Source organism: Pseudomonadota bacterium, from assembly GCA_016195085.1.
Lineage (GTDB): Bacteria > Pseudomonadota > Alphaproteobacteria > SHVZ01 > SHVZ01 > JACQAG01.
Genome location: JACQAG010000022.1, coordinates 152459 through 172537, shown reverse-complemented (window position 1 = coordinate 172537; position 20079 = coordinate 152459). Strand labels below are relative to the sequence as shown.

16 protein-coding genes are annotated in these 20079 nt (G+C 65.3%); 9 read left to right on the top strand and 7 right to left on the bottom strand.

Features of this window, described 5'->3' with window-relative positions; all coding sequences use genetic code 11:
* Nucleotides 1–44: 44 nt before the first annotated feature.
* Together HY058_06540 and HY058_06535 are read left to right on the top strand one after the other, a co-directional pair.
* A complete protein-coding gene (locus tag HY058_06540; GenBank protein ID MBI3496943.1) occupies nt 45–326 on the top strand; it encodes a hypothetical protein in 282 nt (93 codons plus the stop codon).
* A gap of 86 nt (nt 327–412) precedes the next feature.
* Nucleotides 413–1099 carry a Crp/Fnr family transcriptional regulator gene (locus tag HY058_06535; GenBank protein ID MBI3496942.1) on the top strand — a complete coding sequence of 229 codons (687 nt, stop codon included), beginning with the start codon at nt 413–415 and terminating at the stop codon, nt 1097–1099.
* A 35-nt stretch (nt 1100–1134) separates the two neighbouring features.
* Here HY058_06535 and HY058_06530 read toward each other — a convergent pair whose 3' ends face one another.
* The 3 genes from HY058_06530 to HY058_06520 all read right to left on the bottom strand — a co-directional run bounded on the left by HY058_06530 (nt 1135) and on the right by HY058_06520 (nt 5305).
* Nucleotides 1135–2418 carry a cystathionine gamma-synthase family protein gene (locus HY058_06530; GenBank protein MBI3496941.1) on the bottom strand — a complete coding sequence of 428 codons (1284 nt, stop codon included), beginning with the start codon at nt 2416–2418 and terminating at the stop codon, nt 1135–1137.
* Between the two features lie 119 nt (nt 2419–2537).
* Complete coding sequence (locus tag HY058_06525) at nt 2538–3560, bottom strand: methionine synthase (protein MBI3496940.1); 1023 nt, start codon at nt 3558–3560, stop codon at nt 2538–2540.
* Between the two features lie 140 nt (nt 3561–3700).
* Nucleotides 3701–5305, bottom strand: a complete 1605-nt coding sequence (locus HY058_06520; GenBank protein MBI3496939.1) for an ABC transporter substrate-binding protein — start codon at nt 5303–5305, stop codon at nt 3701–3703.
* A gap of 152 nt (nt 5306–5457) precedes the next feature.
* Between HY058_06520 and HY058_06515 the strand changes: the two genes are divergently transcribed.
* Nucleotides 5458–6435: a zinc-binding dehydrogenase gene (locus tag HY058_06515; protein MBI3496938.1), complete on the top strand. Its 978-nt coding sequence runs from the start codon at nt 5458–5460 to the stop codon at nt 6433–6435.
* On the top strand, nt 6432–6851 hold the full coding sequence (locus HY058_06510) for a PaaI family thioesterase (protein ID MBI3496937.1): 420 nt from the start codon (nt 6432–6434) through the stop codon (nt 6849–6851). Before HY058_06515 ends, HY058_06510 begins: the two co-directional genes overlap by 4 nt.
* A gap of 29 nt (nt 6852–6880) precedes the next feature.
* Here HY058_06510 and HY058_06505 read toward each other — a convergent pair whose 3' ends face one another.
* Nucleotides 6881–7411: a PAS domain-containing protein gene (locus tag HY058_06505; GenBank protein MBI3496936.1), complete on the bottom strand. Its 531-nt coding sequence runs from the start codon at nt 7409–7411 to the stop codon at nt 6881–6883.
* A gap of 256 nt (nt 7412–7667) precedes the next feature.
* Here HY058_06505 and HY058_06500 point away from each other — a divergent pair, with 256 nt between their 5' ends.
* From HY058_06500 to HY058_06485, 4 genes are all read left to right on the top strand, one after another.
* Complete coding sequence (locus HY058_06500) at nt 7668–8045, top strand: response regulator (protein ID MBI3496935.1); 378 nt, start codon at nt 7668–7670, stop codon at nt 8043–8045.
* 108 nt (nt 8046–8153) lie between these two features.
* Nucleotides 8154–8393: a hypothetical protein gene (locus HY058_06495; protein MBI3496934.1), complete on the top strand. Its 240-nt coding sequence runs from the start codon at nt 8154–8156 to the stop codon at nt 8391–8393.
* Nucleotides 8394–8407: 14 nt separating this feature from the next.
* Nucleotides 8408–11164, top strand: coding sequence for a histidine kinase (locus HY058_06490; protein ID MBI3496933.1), 2757 nt, complete (start codon nt 8408–8410; stop codon nt 11162–11164).
* Between the two features lie 201 nt (nt 11165–11365).
* Nucleotides 11366–12004 (top strand): response regulator transcription factor, encoded by a 639-nt coding sequence (locus HY058_06485; GenBank protein ID MBI3496932.1) that lies wholly within the window; start codon nt 11366–11368, stop codon nt 12002–12004.
* A gap of 405 nt (nt 12005–12409) precedes the next feature.
* Here HY058_06485 and HY058_06480 read toward each other — a convergent pair whose 3' ends face one another.
* Nucleotides 12410–13984 carry an acyl--CoA ligase gene (locus HY058_06480; protein ID MBI3496931.1) on the bottom strand — a complete coding sequence of 525 codons (1575 nt, stop codon included), beginning with the start codon at nt 13982–13984 and terminating at the stop codon, nt 12410–12412.
* Nucleotides 13985–14665: 681 nt separating this feature from the next.
* Here HY058_06480 and HY058_06475 point away from each other — a divergent pair.
* Nucleotides 14666–16282: an MHS family MFS transporter gene (locus HY058_06475; GenBank protein ID MBI3496930.1), complete on the top strand. Its 1617-nt coding sequence runs from the start codon at nt 14666–14668 to the stop codon at nt 16280–16282.
* Nucleotides 16283–16332: 50 nt separating this feature from the next.
* Here HY058_06475 and HY058_06470 read toward each other — a convergent pair whose 3' ends face one another.
* Both HY058_06470 and HY058_06465 read right to left on the bottom strand, forming a co-directional pair.
* The gene (locus tag HY058_06470; protein MBI3496929.1) at nt 16333–17913 is read right to left on the bottom strand and encodes a putative N-acetylmannosamine-6-phosphate 2-epimerase; all 1581 of its coding nucleotides are present in this window, start codon (nt 17911–17913) and stop codon (nt 16333–16335) included.
* Nucleotides 17914–18118: 205 nt separating this feature from the next.
* On the bottom strand, nt 18119–20077 hold the full coding sequence (locus tag HY058_06465; GenBank protein ID MBI3496928.1) for a methyl-accepting chemotaxis protein: 1959 nt from the start codon (nt 20075–20077) through the stop codon (nt 18119–18121).
* Nucleotides 20078–20079 lie beyond the last annotated feature (2 nt).

Genomic DNA, 20079 nt, shown 5'->3' with positions numbered 1-20079 from the left:
GCTCGGGCGGGCGAGGGCAATCCTGCTCTCCACAGGAGGCAAGAATGGGCATCCGGGCAAACACGCAGAATGCGATCTCCGCGGCACTCCCCTGGTTCGAGGCTGACCTGGCCTTCGGCACGGTGCAGCTGCCGCCGGCGCACCGTCCGTCATCCGAGGAGCTGGCGCGCTCCCGTCGTGAGATTGCCAGCTTTCTGAAGAGCCACCCGGTGACGCATTGCCCCACGCGCTATGCCACCATCACCCAGGCTTGCGTGCCGCCCGCCCCGCCGGAGCCGTATGCCAAGCCCCGCCGGAGCCGCTCCGCCCCCCGCCGATCCCACTAGCCGGCCGTCCTTGGGGGCATCCAATGACATTCAATTATGCCGCGCCCCCGGCTGATGCGCCGGGTGCAGGGGACCAGCACGCCTGCGTGAGTCGGCTCGCCGGCATCGCCGCCTTCGCCAGCCTGTCGGCGTTGGATCTCGGCCAGCTCGACCGAGCCGCCACTTGGCGACGCTACCGGCGCGGTGAACAGATCCTCGGTCGCGACAGCGCTTGCCGCGATGTTTACTTCGTCGTCGAAGGCCAAGTCGACGTCGTCAACTACTCGGTCTCCGGCCGCGAGATCGCGTATGGCACGCTCAGCGCCGGATCCTTTTTCGGCGAGCTCTCGGCCATCGATGGCGAACCTCGATCGGCGGCGGTCGTCGCCGACACGGACTGCTTGTTGGCCTGGATGCCGCCCCGTACCTTCCAGACGCTCTTGCGGCAGCATCCCGACGTAGCCATGCACGTGCTCAACCAGCTGGCGCGGGTGGTCCGAAGCTGCGATGAGCGCATCATGGACCTGGCGACGCTCGGCGCCGTGCAGCGCGTCGAGCAGGAAGTGCTGCGGATGGCCCGCCAGGACCCGGCCACGCCGGGACTGTGGTCGGTCTACCCCGTGCCGACCCAGCAGGACATTGCCCGGCGCGCGGCAACCACGCGCGAGACCGTTGCCAGAGTCCTTTCCCTGCTGGAGCAGCAGGGCATGATCCATCGCAAAGGCAAGACGCTCTACTTGCGCGACCGTTGCCGGCTCGAGCGCTGCATCGAACGCCTGAACCCGGCCGAATGACGGCACCCGGGCCGTCCCCAACCCGCAAATGCGGGTTAGCCCCCGGCCAGAGCCTGCTCCAAATCCTTGATGAGATCCTCGGGATTCTCGATACCGACCGAGATGCGGATGGTCGCATCGCTCAAGCCGATCTCTTCGCGAAGCTCTTTGGCCACCCCGGAATGGGTCGTCGAGGCAGGATGCGAGATCAACGTCTCGGTCCCGCCCAGACTGACGGCGAGCTTCATGATCCGCAGCCGATCGAGCAACTGGAACGCCTCTTTCTCCCCACCATTGACCTCGAAGGAGAACGTCGAACCCGGCGCCGTGCATTGCCGATCGAAGATCGCCTTGCGCGGATCGGCGGCATCGAGACGGCCAAGATAGTGCACGGCGGCGATCTTTCGATGACCCTCAAGATAGTCTGCGACCTTGCGCGCATTCTCGTTCGCCCGTTCGGTTCTGATGCTCAGCGTCTCCAGCGAACGCAAAAGCATCCAGCATGAATGCGGGTCGAGCTGGGTCCCGAGCGCGCCCCGGAGCATCACGATCTTGCGCATGAGCTCCTCGGAGCCGCAGATGCCGCCGGCGACGAGATCGCTGTGACCGCCGGCATATTTGGTGAGCGAGTAGATGGCGAGGTCGGCTCCGTGCTCGAGCGGCTTCTGGTACATCGGCCCGAGCAGCGTGTTGTCGACCGCGACCGGCGGCCGGTGCCGTTGCTTCTTGCCCAAGGAGTCGGCAATGGCCGCCATCGCCTTTAGATCGACGAGGCCATTCGTCGGGTTGGCCGGGGTCTCCAACATGATCAAGCCGACCCGCCCGATGCCGCGCGCCTCCTCGGCGGCTTCCGCCATCTTCCGCTTGTCGGTTCCGTCGGTGAATCCGACCGGCGTGATACCGAATTGCGTCAGCTGATTGCGGATCAGCGTCTCGGTGCCGCCGTAGAGCGGACGGCTGTGCAGCACCGTGTCGCCCGGACGCAGGAACGCCAGCATCATGGTCGCGATCGCCGCCATGCCGCTGGCAAAGACCGCAGCGCGCTCGGCGTCGTCCCAGACGGCGAGACGATCCTCGAGGATCTCGAAGTTCGGATTGTTGAAGCGCGAATAGACCAGGCCGGACTTTTCGCCCTCCCGCGGGCGCCGGCGGCCGGCGGTGAGATCGAAGAAGTCCTTGCCCTGCTGGGCGCTCTCGAAGACGAAGGTCGAGGTGAGGAAGATCGGCGGCTTCAAGGCGCCTTCCGAAAGGCTGGGCGAATAGCCATAGCCCATCATCAGCGTCTCGGGATGGAGCGGATGATTGTTGAGGGTTCGATCCTTGTAGCGGGTCGTCTTCATCCAGCTTCTCCTTCGCTGCCGTCAGCCCGTCGGCCGCCACGGCTCGTGCCCGGCTCAGAATATGGGGGCGATCGGCCGCCTTCGCATGACCGGCCGGTGGCGGCTGGCGAGGATGCGGCTCAGCTTCCGAGCTCGCGGCGAACCAGTGCCGCTCCGGCGGCAAGCGCGCGAAGCTTGCCAATGGCGAGAGCGCGGGCGAGCGGCGCCATCCCGCAATTGCTGCAGGGATAGAGGTGTTCCGGCGTTACATGGGGCAATGCGCTGCGGATCGTGGCGGCCACCATCTCCGGCGACTCCACCACCTCGGTTGCGACATCGATCGCGCCCAGGAGCACATCCTTGCCGCGGAGCAGGCCCAGAAGCGACACCGGCACCCGGGCATTGGCGCATTCGAGCGAGACCTGGTCGATGCTGCTCTGGGCCAGCACGGGGAATGTCTCCTCGTATTGCCGCCACTCCCGACCGAGCGTCTGCTTCCACTCGATATTGGCCTTGATGCCGTAGCCGTAACAGATATGCACCGCGGTCTTGCACTTGAGACCGGCGCGCGCCCGTTCGAGCGCGACGATCCCCCAGTCCCTCACTTCCTCCATGTAGACATTGAAGGCCGGCTCGTCGAACTGCACGACGTCTACACCGATCGCCTCGAGCTCTCTTGCCTCCTCGTTGAGGATCTCGGCGAAGGCCATGGCGAGCTTGACCTTGTCGCCGTAGTAGGTGTCGGCGATGGTGTCGACGATCGTCATCGGCCCGGGCAAGGTGAATTTCAGCGTCCGCTTGGTGTGGGCGCGGGCAAGCTTGGCTTCGACCGCATGCACCGGCCCCGAGCGCCTGAGCACTCCGGTGACGGTTGGGACTTCGGCCTTGTAGCGGTCGCGCCTGATCCCGATGGTCACGCGCCGCGCGAAATCGATACCCTCAACACGCTCGAGAAATCCATGCACGAAATGCTGCCGCGACTGCTCGCCATCGGTGACGATGTCGATGCCGGCGTCTTCCTGTTCCTTCAGGGCGATCAGGGTGGCGTCGCGCTTACCCTCCTCGAGGGCCGCACCCGAAAGCCGCCACGGCGCCCAGAGGCGCAACGGCTCGGCCAGCCAGCTCGGTTTCGGCAGGCTGCCGGCGATTGTGGTTTCGAGCATGACCGTCCTCCCCAATTCTTCTTTGGCGGGGCGAGGTTAGCACGCCGGTGCGATCGCAAAAGCGAAGGGCCACCGTCGGCGGACGGTGGCCCTGCAATGAGCGAGGACGGCGGTCTTGCGCCCGCCATCCGCCGTTCAGCTCACCCTTTCTCCACGTTCCAGAACAATACGGTCTCGGGGACCACCAGCAGTCCCTTCAGACCGTCGCGATAGGCGACCGGCTGCACCCATTGGCCGTAATTGATCCAAGGCACGGTCTCCATCGCCCGCTTCTGAATGTCCAGGGCGATCTTCTTGCGCTCGTCGAGCGTCTTGGCCTTGGCCCAATCCAGCCGCAGCTTCTCCAAGCTCTCATCGCAGGGCCAGCCGAACCACGCCTTCTCGCAGTTCGCAGCCTGGATGATGGAGAAGGCCGGGTTGCCGTCCGAAAAGCCACCGGAGGTCTGGAAGATGTTCCAGCCGGCCGGGGGGGGCTCCTTCTTCGCCCGCCGGGTGACCAGAGTACCCCATTCCATGGTCTGCTGGTCGACGTTGAGCCCGGCCTCGCGCATGAGCCCGGTCAACACCACGCCCGCGGCATGCAGGCTCGGATTGTCGCTGGGCTCGAGCAAGATGATCGGCTCGCCTTTGTATCCAGCTTCGGCCATAAGCGCCTTGGCCTTGGCCATGCGCGCCGCCTTCGGTTCTTTCGAGAGGAGTGCCTCGGAGCCCGTCTCGTTCGCCATCGGCGTCCCGCAGACCAGGATGGCGCCGCACTTAGTCGCCAGCGACATGTCGGCGCCGGAGATCGCCTGCAGATAGTCGTCCTGATTGACGATCCACAGAAGCGCCTGTCGCGCCTTCACATTGTTGAAGGGCGGGTGCAGGTGATTTGGCCGGAGAATGCCGACATTACCCACCTTGTCGAGCGGCTCGATCTTGATGTGCGAGTTCTTGCGCAGGACCGGCAGAAGATCGACCCGGGGCGTCTCGACGAAGTCGACCTCGCCCTTGTCGAGGGCGGAAACCTGGGTCTGCTCGTCGGGCATATAGACCCACTCGACCCGATCGACCTTGACCACCTTGCCGCCGGCAAACATGCTTGCCGCTTCCTTGCGTGGCACATAGTCGGCGTTCTTGACGTAGACCGCCTTGCTGCCCGGGTTCCATTCAGCCCTGACGAACTTGAACGGGCCGGAGCCGGTCGCCTCGGTGACCTGAACCTGCGGGTCGGTGTCGGCAAGGCGCTTCGGCATGATGAAGGCCGGCAACGATGCGTATTTGCCGATGGAGTCGAGGACAAGCCCGTATGGCTCGCTCAAGGTCATCTTGAACGTCTTCGCATCGACGGCGGCGACGTCCTTCACGAATTTGTAGAGGATCTGCCCGGCGCCGTCGCGGGCGGCCCAGCGCTTCAAGGACTGGACCACGTCGGCGGTGGTGACCGGATTGCCGTCGTGGAATTTGAGACCGTCGCGGAGCGCGAAGGTATAGGTGAGCCCGTCCTGGCTCACATTGTAGTTATCGACCATCTGCGGCTGAAAGCCGCCCTCGAGGTCCTGCGCGAACAGCTGGTCGTAGACCATCCAGCCGTAATAGCGGGTGATGTCGGCCGTAGTCCAAATCGGATCGAGGACCTTGAGATCGGCATGAAGAACGACGTTGAGCGTCTTTTGCGCAGCCGCAGGAGTCGGCCCCGCAGCCAGCGCCAAGGGAACGATGGCAGCAGCCGCCCACGCGCCCCATCGCTTGGTGGATATCGCCATGAACACGCCTCCCAAACGGTGTTGAAAGGCGAAGCTTAGACCCCTTTTTACGCCCTGCGGTAGTCCGATCTCCGGGCTTTCGCCAGGCGGCACGCCCCAGTAGCATGGCGCGGGTCCGAGCGTCGGGATGACGGGATAGATCGAGGCAAGGCATGAAGGCCATGATCATCAAGGCCCAGGGTGGCCTCGACAATTTGGTGTACGACGATTGGCCTGATCCGGAGCCTGAGATCGGCCAGGTGCTGGTCAGGGTCAGGGCCTGCGGTCTCAATCATCTCGACATCTTCGTGCGCCGCGGCATGCCGGGGCTGCCGGTCAAGACGCCGTTCATCTCCGGCGGGGACATCGCGGGCGAGATCGCCGCGCTGGGCGACGGTGTCACCGGCTGGCGGGTGGGCGAACGGGTCCTGGTCAATCCGAGCACGGCTGCAGGCATGATGGGCGAGGACATCTTCGGCGGCATGGCCGAGTACGCTTGCGCTCCGCAGCAGAACTTGCTGCGAATTCCGGACGGCGTCAGCTTCGAGGCGGCGGCGTGCCTGCCGGTCGCTTACGGCACCGCGTTCCGCATGCTGACCGTGCGCGGCGCCGTTGCCCCCGGCGAAAAGGTGCTGATCCTCGGCGCCAGCGGCGGCGTCGGCACCGCGGCGGTGCAGATCGCCAAAATGATCGGCGCTGAGGTGCTGGCCGCCGCAAGCTCGGCCGAGAAGCTCGACAAGCTCAGGGCTCTCGGCGCCGACCATCTCATCGACTACACCAAGGTGGATTTCAGCCAAGAGGCTTGGCGCATCTCCGGCAAGGTGGGCGTCGACGTGGTGGTGAACTACACCGGCGGCGACACCTGGGTGCCGGCGCTGCGCGCGCTCAAGCATCATGGCCGGCTCCTGACCTGCGGCGCCACCGCCGGCTTCGCTCCCCAAGAGGATATCCGCTACATCTGGACGCGAGAGATCACCATCGTCGGCTGCAATGGCTGGTCGACGGAGGATATTGCGAGGCTTCTCGACCTGGTTGCGGCTGGGCGGATCAAGCCGGTGATCAGCCATATCCTGCCCCTGTCGGAGGGGCGCGAAGCGGAGTGGCTCATGGAACAGCGTGCGGTCTTCGGCAAGGTGGTGCTGGTGCCATGACGGAAGCGGGGTTGAGAGCCAAGCTGGCCGAGCATCTGAAGGAGCCGCCCTTCCACGAGTTTCTCGATCTGGAGCTCGTCGACCTCGATGGCGAGGCCGGCACCGTCACCCTCAGGATGCCGTTCCGGCGAGAGTTCCAGCGCTCTTCGAAACACAAGCAGATCCATGGCGGAGTGATCGCGGCGCTGATCGACATCGCCGGCGACTATGCGCTTGCATCGAAGCTGGGCGGTGGTGTCCCTACCATCGATCTGCGCGTCGACTATCTGCGCCCGGCGGAAGACTCGGCCCTGCTCGCGACCGCCCGGGTGGTTCGCCATGGCCGCACCGTCGGCATCGTCGACATCGAGGTCAGCGACGAGAGCGGACGGCTGGTCGCGGTCGGTCGGGGTTGCTATTCGACCAAGCTCGGCTGAACGCGGCGAGAGGTGCGGCACTCCCCGGCTCATCGGCCGAGATAGCGCCGTTCCAGCACCTTGAAGCCTTCGAGCGCGATGAGCGATGCCGTCTCCGCTACGTTCGGATATTCGATGCTATGCCCGACGAAGGCCATGTCGACGGTCTCTCCGTCGCTGGAGAGCGGCATCGTCAGGCGCTTGGACAACACCGGGCGCGTAAAGGTGGCCAGCGCAAACACGGTCTCGCAATAGATCGGCTGCCGCGTTTCCACCATCTCGTCATAGATGGCGATGACGTAGTCGCGATAACCGGCCGTGTTGGGAACCGTCTCGTCGACGTATTTGCGCAATGCGTGCACGCCGAGCGCCTGCTGCAGCACCGAGCCGATGAGCCGGTAACGATAGCGCCGACGCCCGGCATCGTAGACGACGTCCTGCAGCGTCACATGCGGCAGCAATCGCGCCGTCATCTCCACCGGATCGAGATCGGCGCGGCTCGGCATCAGCCGCTGGCCCTTCTGTCTGAGCCAATAGGCGAACAAGCCTTGCAGTGCCGGATCATCAACGATTTGGCTCATTGCCGCGCCTCCCGTGGATCGACGATCGCGTCCGTGATCGATGGGCGGATGCGTGACGAGGCTGAGTTTGCATTGCGCCGTACTATGGTCGGACACCGGACGTGCTGTAAACGACCACGGCGAGGGCCTTGCGGTGGATGCAGGGCATCGCCGTGCAAGATTCGTACGGCAGTGACATGCAGACGGTCGGAGCGGTAAGTTCTCCAGCGCAGCTCCACCACCGCCAGCGAGCGGGCGAAATCGACGGAGACGGCCCATGCAGCGCTCGATCCTGGTCGTTGACGACGAGCCCAGCATCGTGCTCTCGATCGAGTTCCTGCTCCGGCAGGCGGGATACGACGTTCGCGTGGCCCGCGACGGGAACGCGGCATTGCAGGCCGTCAGCGAACGCGCCCCGGATTTGATCTTGCTCGACGTCATGCTGCCGGGGCGCAATGGCTACGAAGTGTGCCAGACGATCCGGGCGGCGGCGGACGGCAAGAAGATCAAGATCATCATGCTGACCGCGAAGAGCCGAGACGTCGAGCAGGAGAAGGGGTTGGCTCTCGGGGCGGACGAGTACGTGACCAAGCCGTTCTCGACCCAAGGGCTGGTGGATCGGGTGAAGCGGATGCTCGGCCCCGACGGCCCCTGAGACGAGCCGACCAAGCTCGGCAATCGCGCAGGCGCATGCTATGGTCCCACGCAGGCCCCGCAGCCGCCCGGCGGGCATGAACGCTGCGGCGTGAAATTCGAGGCGCCTATGACGTCGGCCAATTTCGGCGATCGTCTCATCGCATTGTTCCTCTTGGGTGTGCTCCTCATCAGCCCGCCTCTGCTCGCCGTGGTCCGCGCGGACGTGCTCGTGGCCGGGATCCCGCTGCTGTTTCTCTATCTCTTCGTCGCTTGGGCGCTCCTGGTCGGTCTGCTCGCGCTCGCAATCGAGACCGGACGGGGCCGCGAGGCCGCCGCCGATTCGGTCGAGCCCAAGCGGCAAAGCTAGGGGGCGGCCGCCCCATGCTCCCCGCCTGGGCCATTCTCCTCGTCGGCTTCGGCTATCTTTGCCTGCTGTTCGCGATCGCCTACTGGGGCGACAAGCGCGCGGATGCCGGCCGCAGCGTAGTCGCGAGCCCGTATGTCTATACCCTGTCGATCGCCGTCTACTGCACGGCATGGACGTTCTACGGCAGCGTCGGCCGCGCGGCGACCAGCGGCATCGACTTTCTGCCGATCTACCTCGGCCCGACCCTCGTGGCGATCCTGTGGTGGCCGCTCTTGCGCAAGATCCTGCGCATCAGCAAGAGCAATCGCATCACCTCGATCGCCGACTTCATCGCTTCACGCTACGGCAAGAGCCAAGTGCTCGGTGGCCTCGTCACCATCATCGCCGTCGTCGTGATCACGCCTTACATCGCGCTCCAGCTGAAAGCGGTCTCCACCAGCTACCAGGTGCTTTCGCACTATCCGGCGATCGTCATGCCCGAGGCGGACGCGGAAACGCCGCTCCTCGGCGATACCGCGCTCTATGTCGCCGCGCTGATGGCGGTGTTCGCCATGCTCTACGGCACGCGCCACATCGACGCGACCGAGCGGCACGACGGCATGGTCGCCGCAATCGCATTCGAGTCGATCGTCAAGCTGATCGCCTTCGTCGCGGTCGGTGCGTTCGTCACCTATGCGATGTTCGACGGCTTCGGCGACATATTCACCAGAGCCGTGGCGGACCCGGAGATCGCGCCATTGCTCACCAGCGTCGGCGGCAGCGGCTATGGCGGCTGGGTCACCCTCACGCTTCTGTCGATGGCCGCCATCCTGTTCCTGCCGCGGCAGTTCCAAATCCTAGTGGTGGAGAACGTCGATGAGCGCCACCTCGGCAAGGCGGTCTGGCTGTTCCCGCTCTACCTGCTGGTGATCAACCTGTTCGTGCTGCCGCTGGCGTTCGCCGGGCTGCTGATCTTCGGCAAGGAGTCGATTGATCCCGATACCTTCGTGCTGGCGCTGCCGATCCTCGACGGCAATCCCGCCGCGGCGCTGCTGGCCTTCATCGGCGGACTTTCCGCCGCCACCGGCATGGTGATCGTCGAGACGATCGCGCTGTCGACGATGGTCTGCAACGACTTGGCGATGCCCATCCTATTGCGCATACCTTGGCTTCGTCTCACCAAGCGCGGCGACCTCACGCGGCTGCTGATCGCGATCCGTCGCGGCAGCATCGTCCTCATCCTGTTTCTCGGATACCTGTATTTCCACTTCATCGGCGGCTCCTACGCGCTCGTCGCGATTGGGCTCTTGTCCTTCGCCGCCGTCGCGCAGTTCGCGCCCGCCATCATCGGCGGCATCTATTGGCGCGGCGGCAATCGCGCCGGCGCGCTGGCCGGGCTCACTCTGGGCTTCGCGGTCTGGGTCTACACCCTGCTGCTCCCCTCGTTTGTGCGCTCCGGCTGGCTGCCGCCCGGGTTCCTGAGCGAAGGTCCTTGGGGGGTCGCTCTCTTGAAGCCCTACGCCCTTTTCGGCCTCGCCGGCTTCGACCCTCTGGCGCACTCGCTGTTCTGGAGCATGGTTGCGAATGTCGGGGGCTACATTGCGCTGTCTCTTGCGGTCCGGCAGAGCCCGACCGAACGCGTCCAGGCGACGCGCTTCGTCGCCGCGTTCCAGCAGCCGACGGGCGGTCGCGGCGGCCCGCTCGGTCGCGGCGAGGCGTCCTACCGGGAGCTCTACGCGCTGGTCGCCCGCTTCATCGGCCGCCAGCGCGCCGACCGCGCCTTCGGCGGCTATGCCGCGAGCCGCGGGCTCAATCTCGCGAAGCTTGCCTCGGTCGATGCGGCATTGCTGCAATTCGCCGAGCACCTCCTTGCCGGCGCCATCGGCGCCGCTTCGGCGCGCGTGATGGTGGCCTCCGCGGTCAAGGGCGAGAATGTCGGCCTCGAGGAGGTGATGGCCATCCTCGACGAGGCCTCGCAGGTCATCGAGTTCAGCCGGCAGCTCGAGCAGAAATCGCTCGAGCTGGAGCGGGCCTCGAGTGAGCTACGGGCCGCGAATGAGCGGTTGAAGGAGCTTGACCGCCTCAAGGACGAGTTTCTTGCGACCGTCACCCACGAGCTGCGCACCCCGCTCACTTCGATTCGCTCCTTCTCCGAGATCCTTCGCGACAACCCCGACATCGCGCCGGATGAGCGCCAGGAGTTCCTCGGCATCATCGCCAAGGAGAGCGAGCGCCTGACGCGCCTGATCAACCAGGTGCTGGATCTCGCCAAGATCGAAGCCGGCCGGTTCGACTGGCGCATCGGCCCGGTCGACGCCAAAGCCGTCGTCGGGGATGCGATGGCCGCAATCGCCCAGCTCTTCACCGAGAAATCCGTGAGCCTCGATGCGGCGATCCCGGACGGCTTGCCGCGCGTCAGCGCCGATCGCGACCAGCTCATGCAGGTGGTGATCAACCTGCTCTCGAACGCCGTCAAGTTCTCACCGCCGAACGCCGGCCGCGTCAGGGTTAGCGCCACGGCGACGGCGGGGGGTGTCGAGATCCACGTCGCCGACAACGGGCCGGGACTCTCGCCCGAGCACCGGGAAGTGATCTTCGAGAAGTTTCGGCAGGTCGGCGACATGCTCACCGACAAACCCGAAGGCTCGGGCCTGGGATTGTCGATCTCGCGGCGCATCATCGAGCATTTCGGCGGCCGGATCTGGGTCGAGAGCGAACCCGGAAAGGGCGCGACCTTCGCGTTCCTGGTGCCGGCCGCCGAACGTCGGCCGGCGATGGTGGCGGCGAAGTAGCGCTGTCACCCGCCCAGCCAGCGAGGCGCGTGGCCGCCGCCGCCTTGGGCCTCGAAATGCCGCCGGCGCCGGGCGCCGTCCGATTGACGATCATAAAGTTGCGCGATTTTACTAACGGTCGGGGGGCCGCCACGATCTTATGCCTATTGTCAGAATCCCCCGTAAGCATCAACATTGCCCGGCGCAGGACGGGAGGCGCGCATGGCCTGGGGCGCCGCTGTGGCCTCGGTCGAACCGGAGATGGCAAGGCCGGTCGTCTATGTCGTGGACGACGACCCGTCGATTCGTCGTCTATTCGCCTGGCTGCTGGGACGGGAAGGCGTTCGCGTCGTCGGCTGCGACGGCGGCGAGTCGTTCCTCGAGGCCTTCGAAGCGGACGGGCCGGTGTGCCTCGTGCTTGACCTCACGCTCGGCGGCATGGACGGGCTGGCGCTGCAGCAGCGACTCAAGGACCGTGGCGTCGAGCTGCCGATCGTGTTCATTTCCGGCACCGCCGAGATCGCGCAAGCGGTCGCGGCGGTGAAGCATGGGGCGGTCGACTTCGTGGTCAAGCCCTTCGACTACCGGCACCTGGTCGAGCTCGTTCGCACATGTCTGAAGAGCAGCGCGGATTCCTGGGCGCGACGTCGACGCGGCGAAGGCGTGTCTTCGCAGCTGGCGGCCTTGACCCCGCGCGAGCGCGAGGTCATGGAGCGCGTCGTCGCCGGAAAGCCGAACCGCGTGATCGCCGACGAGCTGGCGGTCAGCGTCAAGACCATCGAATGGCATCGCGCGCGCATCATGGAGAAGCTTCAGGTGCATTCCCTGGCGGAGCTGATACGCCTTTCGTTAACCGGCTGAAGCCCGCCATCCCCACGAGCGGGACGATTCCGAAGCGCGCAGGCGAGCCTCGAAACCCAAATCACACTCGTTTAAACAGATGAGCGACCCGCTTATCCCGGAAATTCGCGGACGAATTACAGGGGCGGGACACTAGGGTTTACCCTAGTTGAGCGGCGGGGCGACGAGTCCTAGAGTCCGATCCGAGGAGACACAATAAGATCTCCCGGCCGGAGGGACAGCCATGAAGGCGGCGCCAGCACCGCAGCGCTCGAGAGACTCGTGGCGCCCGACGCCGTGCCTGATAGCGGCTCTATCGCTGTCCCATGCCCGTCGCGCGATGCGCCGTCCAAGCGAGATGGGTGAGAGGGGCTATGCGGGATCGTCGCGCCCATCGATCATGGCGGCGTTATCGGCACCGAAGCGTCACGCGCCGCCCAGGCCCGCCTCGCCCAGCATGGCCAGCACTTGCTTCTGCACGACCTTGCGATCGGTCTTGCCGGCGCCGTTCAAAGGCAGGTCGTCGACGAAAAAGACGCGGCGCGGATGCGCATAGGCAGGGCCGCCGGAAAGGCAGAACGACTTCAGCGCGGTCTCGTCCGCGGCTTTACCGTTGGCGAGTACGACCATCGCGACCGGCGCTTCGCCCTTGATCTTGTGCGGCACCGGCACGACCGAGACGTCGGCGACGGCGGGGTGCTTCAGCAGGAGATTCTCGACCTCGAGGGGATAGACGTTCTCTCCACCGCAGTTGAACATGTCGTCGGTACGGCCGCGGAAATAGTAGAAGCCGCCCGCGTCCCGGCTGAACAGATCGCCGGTCTTGAGCCAGCCATCGACGATGCGCTGGCGATTGACCTCGGGCAGGCCGTGATATCCCGGCGTGACACCCGGGTTCTTGACCCACAGCTCGCCATAGCTGCCGCTCGCCCTGCCGTCGGCGCTGGCGAGCTTGATCTCGCCCTCGGGCCAGGCAACCCCGCAGCTGCCATGGGGCACCTCCCTGCCATCGAGCGGCGGACCGATCATCACCGGCCCCCCCTCGGTGAGCCCATAGCTTTCCGACACCTTGACGCCGAAGGCGGCCTCGACCGCGTCCATGAGCTCCTTCGGCGTCGGTGCGGAACCGATCTTGAGCGCCTGCAGATAGGAGAAGTCGAGGCTCGCAATGAGGTCGCGCTGCTGCAGAAGCAGCGTGAACACCGCCGGCACGCCGCCGGCATGGGTGCAGCGGTAGTCGGAGAGCACCTGCAGGAACCGGCGCGGCTCAAAATTGGGGAGGATCACCACCGAGCCGCCACATTGCAGCATCGGCTTGATGGCGCCGGCCATGGCGTTCTTATGGTAGAGCGGCACGGCGGCGAGCGCGCGCTGATCGGGAGGGCCGGGCCAGTATTTCTGCAAGCAGCGGATCCACCAGAGCTGCCCTTCATGCGTCAGCACCACACCCTTCGGCCGACCGGTCGAACCCGAGGTATAGGGCTGGAACGACGGGTGATCATCGGCGATCGCCGGCGGATCGAATTCGGGCGCGGCGTGCGCCAGCTCCCGTTCATAGTCGAGCCAACCCTGCGGCACCGGAGCGAAGGCGAGCTTGACCTTCAGATCGAGGCCATCGACCAGCCCCACCATATGCGGATTGGCGCCGGGTTCGACGACGGCGGCGACGCAGCCGGCATCCTTCATCGTGTAGTCGAGCGTATCGGCGGCGAGCTTGGTGTTGAGCGGCACCGGCACCACGCCCGCCCGCATGGCGCCGTACATGATCTCGACGAACTCGAAGCGATTGCCGACTGCCATTGCCATGCGGTCGCCGGGCTTGAGCCCGAGCCCGCTCATGAGCGCGGCAAACCGGTCGTGGCGTTCGTCCAAGAGGGCGTAGGCGATCTCGCGCGGCGCCGAGCCGGACAGATCGATCAACGCCACCTTCTCCGCATGCGCGATCGCCGCATTGCTGAAGTAGTAGCCGAGATTGTTTGCACGCTTGTCGCTCAGCGTCATGACCGTCCGCAACACTGCTTGGGAGGACCGAGGTGGACGGGCGCATTTCGCCAGATCGAGGCCTTGGCTGTACAGGGCCGAGTTGGCACGAGCGTGGGCAGCCAGGCGAAGTCGCGCGGCCTCCCTCGGCGTACACGCTGCGGTCGAATCGGCAAATTCACACCAGGCCCTGGCTTGCCGCAGCTGCGAAGGAACAAGTTGCAACCGCGAAAGAAGGCTATCCGACCAGAGAAGCCGCAGAATTGGCGCGCATGCTTGAAATCTAGGCAAAAGCAAACGTCAGCCAGGTTAATACCAAGATTCAAGGGTCGAGATGATCTTTCACGGCACTCGCGAGATCCTTTCGCATTGCGAATAGATCCTCATTATGACATATGCTTGACCCACGAAAGCGCGACACAGGCGATTTTTACAGTGGCGAGATCGCCCGTGGTCGGAACTGCGCGAGGGCCGGAGAACGCCCCGTGCCCTACCGGCGGTACTTGGCTGCGGTGTGGGTGCAAAGCCAAGCAAGGGGGATGGAAACGATGACGAAATCGGCGAAGCCGGGGCGCCATGCGCGCCAAGGACGGACTTCCAGGCCGCCTCGGCCTGCCGGGGCCGGCTTCTCCCTTGCCGATCCACCCATCAGCCGATCCAAATGAAAAAAATTGCTCAACCGATACGCGGAGGATTCCACCGATGACTGCAGAAGCTGTCCTTGACACCCGCTTGCGGCCCATAGTGTCGAAGGAGGAAGAACGGCGAGTCATTTTCGCCTCCTCGCTCGGCACCGTCTTTGAGTGGTACGACTTCTACCTCTACGCCACTCTTGCCCCCTTCTTCGCCGCCCTGTTCTTTCCGCCAGGCAACGACACGGCGGCGCTGCTCTCGGCCTTCGCGACCTATGCGGCCGGCTTCCTCGTGCGCCCCTTCGGTGCGGTCTTCTTCGGCCGGATCGGCGATCTCGTCGGGCGCAAATACACCTTCCTCATCACCATCGTCGTCATGGGTAGCGCCACATTCGCGGTCGGCCTCCTGCCCACCTTCACGGCAATCGGCTGGCTCGCACCCGTCCTGCTGGTGAGCCTGCGTCTGGCGCAGGGTCTGGCGCTTGGCGGCGAATACGGCGGTGCCGCGACCTACGTCGCCGAACATGCGGCCGAGAATCAGCGGGGCTACGCCACCAGCTGGATCCAGACGACGGCGACGCTGGGTTTCTTCCTGGCGCTCCTGGTCATCGGCCTGTGCCGGACGACCTTCGATGCCAAGACCTTCATCGATTGGGGCTGGCGCATTCCGTTCCTGGTGTCGCTCATCCTGCTGGTGTTCTCGGTCTATATCCGCCTCAAGCTGAACGAGTCCCCGGTATTCCAGCGGATGAAGGCGGAGGGGCGCGGCTCATCCGCTCCGCTCACCGAAAGCTTCTTCAAGTACCCGAACAACAAATTCGTGGCCCTGGCGCTGATCGGCGCCACCGCCGGCCAGGGCGTGGTGTGGTACACGGGCCAGTTCTACGCCCTCTTCTTCCTCACCATCACGGCCAAGCTCGACTTCGTGACGGCTTATGCCTTGATCGGGCTATCGTTGCTCATCGGCACGCCGTTCTTCATCGTCTTCGGCGCGCTGTCGGACCGCATCGGACGGCTCAAGATCATCCTGGCGGGCTGCCTGATCGCCGCGGTGACCTACTTCCCGCTGTTCCATGGCCTCCTCCACTATGCGAACCCGGACCTCGAGGCCTTCCAGCAGAAGAACCCGATCGTGCTGACGGCCGACGCGGCCAACTGCAACTTCCACATCTTCGTCGGGCCGTGGTCGAGCTTCACCGACTGCGACCGGGCCAAGGACTTCCTGACCAAGGCCGGTCTGTCGTTCACCACCGTGCACGCGCCGGGCCCGGCGGTGAACGTCGCCATCGGCAGTGCCAAGGTCGAGGGCTGGAACACGGCGAAATGGAACGACGCGCTCAAAGCCGCCGGCTTCTCGGCCACGGCCGACCCGGCGAAGGTCAACTATTTCATGGTCGAGCTGCTGCTCGTCATCATGGTGATCTACGTCACCATGGTCTACGGGCCGATCGCGGCCTTCCTGGTCGAGCTGTTCCCGACCAAGATCCGCTACACCTCGATGTCGCTGCCCTATCACATCGGCAATGGCTGGTTTGGCGGCATGCTGCCGCTGCTCGCCACGGCGATGGTGGCTTCGTCCGGCGACATCTACTATGGACTTTGGTACCCGATCGTCGTCTCGCTCATGACCGTGGTGGTCGGCTATCTCTTCCTCAAGGATAACAAGGAAGTCTCGATCCACCACTAGTCGGGCCAGCTCCGGCAAAGCCGCGCCAGGCAACTGGCGCGGCTTTTTGTTTAGCGCATGGCCGGCCCCTCGCCCGTCAGCGCGAGATCGGCGGCACCGACGATGCCGGCATCGGCTCCGAGCGCGGCCGGGACGATCTTCGGCACCAGCAGGCGATGGTGCTTCTGCGCTGCCTGGCGGAGCCTCTCGATAAAGCCCTCGGCCAGGCCGACCCCGCCGCCGATGACCATCAGATCCGGGTCGATGATGGCCTGCAGTCCGACGAGTGCTGCGGCGAGGTCGTCGATCGCGTCGGCGACGATCTGTTCGGCCCAGGGGGAGCCTCGCCCTGCCGCCGCGAAGATCGCGGCTGCGTCCGGCGCCTCTGCAGCGCGACCCTGGGACCGCGCGACCGCCGCCATCCCGAAGCCGGAGGCTCGGGCCTCGAGCGACCGGCCTTCGGCGCCAAGCTTCCAGGGCACCTGCCCGAGGCTGCCGCCAAAACCGCGCGCTCCGCACAGCAAGCGCCCCTGGGAGACGATGCCGCCGCCGATCCCGCTGGAAACCGTGACGAAGGCCAGATCCCGCCCGCGCCCGGCGCCATGGCGATACTCGCCCCACGCCGCCGCATTGCCGTCGTTCATGCTCAATGTGGGAACGCCCAATGCCTTCGATAGGCGCTCCTCCAACGGATAGCCTTCGGGAATCTGCAAGACGCCGGAATTGACCGCCGACCAGCGGCCAGCCACCACCAAGCCGGTCACGACCGCGGACGCGATGGCGTAGCGGCCCGACCAGCCGGAGGCGAGCCGGGCGATCGCTTCGATCCAGCCGGGATCCGCGACATCGCGCGGCGTCGGCACCATCCGACGTTCGAGCACCTCGGCGCCCAGCACCAGGGCGGCAAGCGTCTTCGTGCCGCCGATGTCGAAGGCCAACACCGGCGTCGTTGTCGGCGACGCTGCCTCGACCGCGGCACGAAACCACGCGGTGATGCGTTCCGGCCGGGTGATCGCCGATCCCACCACGACGGCCGTGGCACCGGCACGGATCGCTTCGGCGGCGAGCGCCGGCGTATTGTAGCGGCCTTCCGCAAAAACCGGGCGCCCGAGCGTGGCGCAGTAGCGGACGAGCGCCAGGTCGGGAAGGCCAGGCGTCGGCCCCGGGCCTGTGTAGCCAGACATGGTCGAGGCGAGCACGTCCGCGCCGGCGGCGACGGCGCTAAGCGCCTCACCGGGAGTGGCGATGTCCGCCATCGCGATCCGGCCGCGCCGGTGGATGGCGGCGATCAGCTCGGCCACCGGGGTCGGCCGCACCCGTTCGGTTGCATCGACGGCGATGATTGCCGCCTCCGCATCCGCCAGCGCCTCCACATCGGCGATGAGCGGTGTGATCCTAACCGGACTCGACTCCAAGTCGCGCTTGACGATGCCGATCACCGGCAAGGCGCAGGCATTCCGCACCGCCTCGACGTTTCTCGCCGCCTGGATGCGCAAGCCCTTCGCCCCCGCCGCCGTCGCCGCCAGCGCAAAGGCGACCACGGACTCGGGTGCATCGAAACGACCTCCCGGCTCCGGCTGGCAGGAGACGATCACGCCGCCTACAAGCTGACGAAGCAGCGCTTCTTGTTTCGCGGCATCGAAGGCGGTCATCGGCTCCATTCGCAAGTCCGGTCGATCAACGGCACTGCCCGGAGGTGATCGCCAAAGCCAAGAAGGGGCGCACGAGCCCCCCTCCCCGACCACCTTACCAAATCAATTCTAAAGCCCGTTCGGCCTCAAACGGCAATTGGCGCTAGCGTATCATGTCGACACATAAGTACCACCAAGACCGCGGGTGGCCGGAAGCCGTGCTCTCTTATGCCGCCCGCACCTCGGAGAGGAACCGCTCCACCTCGACCTTCAGCAGCTCCGCCTTGGCGCCGAGATCAGTCGCGACCTTGAGCGTATCGGCGGCACTCTTTCCCGTCTCGCTCGCTGCTTGACTGACCCCCGTCACGTTCGAAGAGACCTCGTTGGTTCCCGCTGCGGCCTGCTGAACATTCCGGGCGATTTCCTTGGTGGCCGCACCCTGCTCCTCGACGGCCGAGGCGATGGTGGTCGCAATCGCGTTCACTTCGCCTATGGTCTCCGAGATGACACCGATGGTCTTCACGGCTGCATCGGTCTGGCCCTGAATCGTCGAGATCTGCTGGGTGATGTCTTGGGTGGCCTTGGCCGTCTGAGTGGCGAGCGACTTGACCTCGGAGGCGACCACCGCAAAGCCTCTGCCGGCTTCGCCCGCCCGCGCCGCCTCGATCGTGGCGTTGAGCGCCAGCAGATTGGTCTTGCCGGCGATCTCGCTGATGAGATCGATGATTTCCCCGATCTTCATCGACGACTGGGCGAGGCTCCGGACCGCGGCGGAGCTTTGGTTCGCCTGGCCCAATGCGGTGCCCGTCACCACCGTCGACTGCGCGACCTGCCGGGAGATCTCCGAAATCGACGCCGAGAGCTCCTCTGCGGCTGCCGCCACCGTTTGGACGTTGGTCGATGCCTGTTCGGAGGCTGCGGCGACGGCCGTCGACTGGCGTGAGGTCTCCTCGGCGGTCGCCGACATGGCTTCGGCGGTCGAGCGCATCTGGCCAGCGGAGCTCGCCAAGGCGCTGGTCACGTCTTGGATGGTGGTTTCGAACTTTTGGGTCGCCGCACCGAGCTTGGAGGCACGCATCGTCGACTCGGCACCCTTGCGCTCGGCCTCGGCCTGGAGCTCGCGCATCCGCAAAGCCGAGTCCTTGAATATGCCGAGCGCCGCGGCGATCGTGCCGATCTCGTTCCGATACTCCCGAGCGGGGACCTCGGTTTCGAGCGCGCCGGACGAGAGGCTCTGCATGGCACCGGTGAGCGCGGTCAAGGGCCGGGTGATCGCACGGGCGATCACGATGCAGACGATGCCGACAGCGATCAGGGACACGAGAATCGTGGAGATCATGAGCAGATTGATGCGCGCGTCGGTCGCCAGCTTCTCGGCTGCCGCATTCGTGGCGATGGTCGCGATCTTGCTGATGAGACCGCCAACCTTAGGCGTAATCGCGTTGAATGTTTGCGTAAGGGCGGCGGTCTCCGTCGGGATAACCATCCATACGCCCGCCAGATCGTGGAAGGACTTGCTGTACTCCGCCATCAGCGCCCTGACATGCGCTTGGTCGGCCTCGGTTAGATTGCTCGCGGCCAAATGGGCGAGCAGTATCTTCTCGGCATTCGTGAAGGCATCGACATACTGCTTGGAGGACCGTGCGAGAAAGTCCTTTTCGTGACGCCGAAGCATCAGCATATCGGCCGTGGCTTGGAGATCTCCGGCGGCAGCGACGGAGCTCTCGATCTCATGCACCGCCTTTCGCATGGCTCCCTGCAGGCCTTCGCTTTCCGTGTAGCCGGCTTGGCGCACCTGCTCTGCGAGCTTATTAAAGCCTGCGACATAGGCCTCGAACCCGGTACCGATCTCCTCGAGCATCTTCGCATCGTCTCTCAGGACCGTCATCGCTTTGAGTGCATCGAAATTCTTGCGTACGGCGGCCACCGCGTTCGAATGCGCCTTGAGATCGGCGTCGCTCTTCCGCATCAGGAAATTCTTCTCCTGCCCGCGGGCCTCGAGAAATTCGTAGCTGGCAGCCGATACCGTCTCCTTGGCGAGAACGGCGGCGTCCTCGGCGATGCGGAACGCATTCTGTTGACCGACGCCATACCAGTACAGGCCGCCAATCGCGGCAAATCCGATGAGGACAACGCCGGCAAGCAAGCCGAGCTGACCGCTGATCCGTATGCTCTTGAATGACATGA

Bases quoted from the DNA above. Each gene is read 5' to 3' on its own strand.
- HY058_06505 (MBI3496936.1), bottom strand. From the start codon at position 7,411: ATGAGCCAAATCGTTGATGATCCGGCACTGCAAGGCTTGTTCGCCTAT.
- HY058_06470 (MBI3496929.1), bottom strand. From the start codon at position 17,913: ATGACCGCCTTCGATGCCGCGAAACAAGAAGCGCTGCTTCGTCAGCTT.
- HY058_06530 (MBI3496941.1), bottom strand. From the start codon at position 2,418: ATGAAGACGACCCGCTACAAGGATCGAACCCTCAACAATCATCCGCTC.
- HY058_06520 (MBI3496939.1), bottom strand. From the start codon at position 5,305: ATGGCGATATCCACCAAGCGATGGGGCGCGTGGGCGGCTGCTGCCATC.
- HY058_06525 (MBI3496940.1), bottom strand. From the start codon at position 3,560: ATGCTCGAAACCACAATCGCCGGCAGCCTGCCGAAACCGAGCTGGCTG.
- HY058_06465 (MBI3496928.1), bottom strand. From the start codon at position 20,077: ATGTCATTCAAGAGCATACGGATCAGCGGTCAGCTCGGCTTGCTTGCC.
- HY058_06515 (MBI3496938.1), top strand. From the start codon at position 5,458: ATGAAGGCCATGATCATCAAGGCCCAGGGTGGCCTCGACAATTTGGTG.
- HY058_06480 (MBI3496931.1), bottom strand. From the start codon at position 13,984: ATGACGCTGAGCGACAAGCGTGCAAACAATCTCGGCTACTACTTCAGC.
- HY058_06485 (MBI3496932.1), top strand. From the start codon at position 11,366: ATGGCCTGGGGCGCCGCTGTGGCCTCGGTCGAACCGGAGATGGCAAGG.
- HY058_06500 (MBI3496935.1), top strand. From the start codon at position 7,668: ATGCAGCGCTCGATCCTGGTCGTTGACGACGAGCCCAGCATCGTGCTC.
- HY058_06495 (MBI3496934.1), top strand. From the start codon at position 8,154: ATGACGTCGGCCAATTTCGGCGATCGTCTCATCGCATTGTTCCTCTTG.
- HY058_06540 (MBI3496943.1), top strand. From the start codon at position 45: ATGGGCATCCGGGCAAACACGCAGAATGCGATCTCCGCGGCACTCCCC.
- HY058_06490 (MBI3496933.1), top strand. From the start codon at position 8,408: ATGCTCCCCGCCTGGGCCATTCTCCTCGTCGGCTTCGGCTATCTTTGC.
- HY058_06510 (MBI3496937.1), top strand. From the start codon at position 6,432: ATGACGGAAGCGGGGTTGAGAGCCAAGCTGGCCGAGCATCTGAAGGAG.
- HY058_06475 (MBI3496930.1), top strand. From the start codon at position 14,666: ATGACTGCAGAAGCTGTCCTTGACACCCGCTTGCGGCCCATAGTGTCG.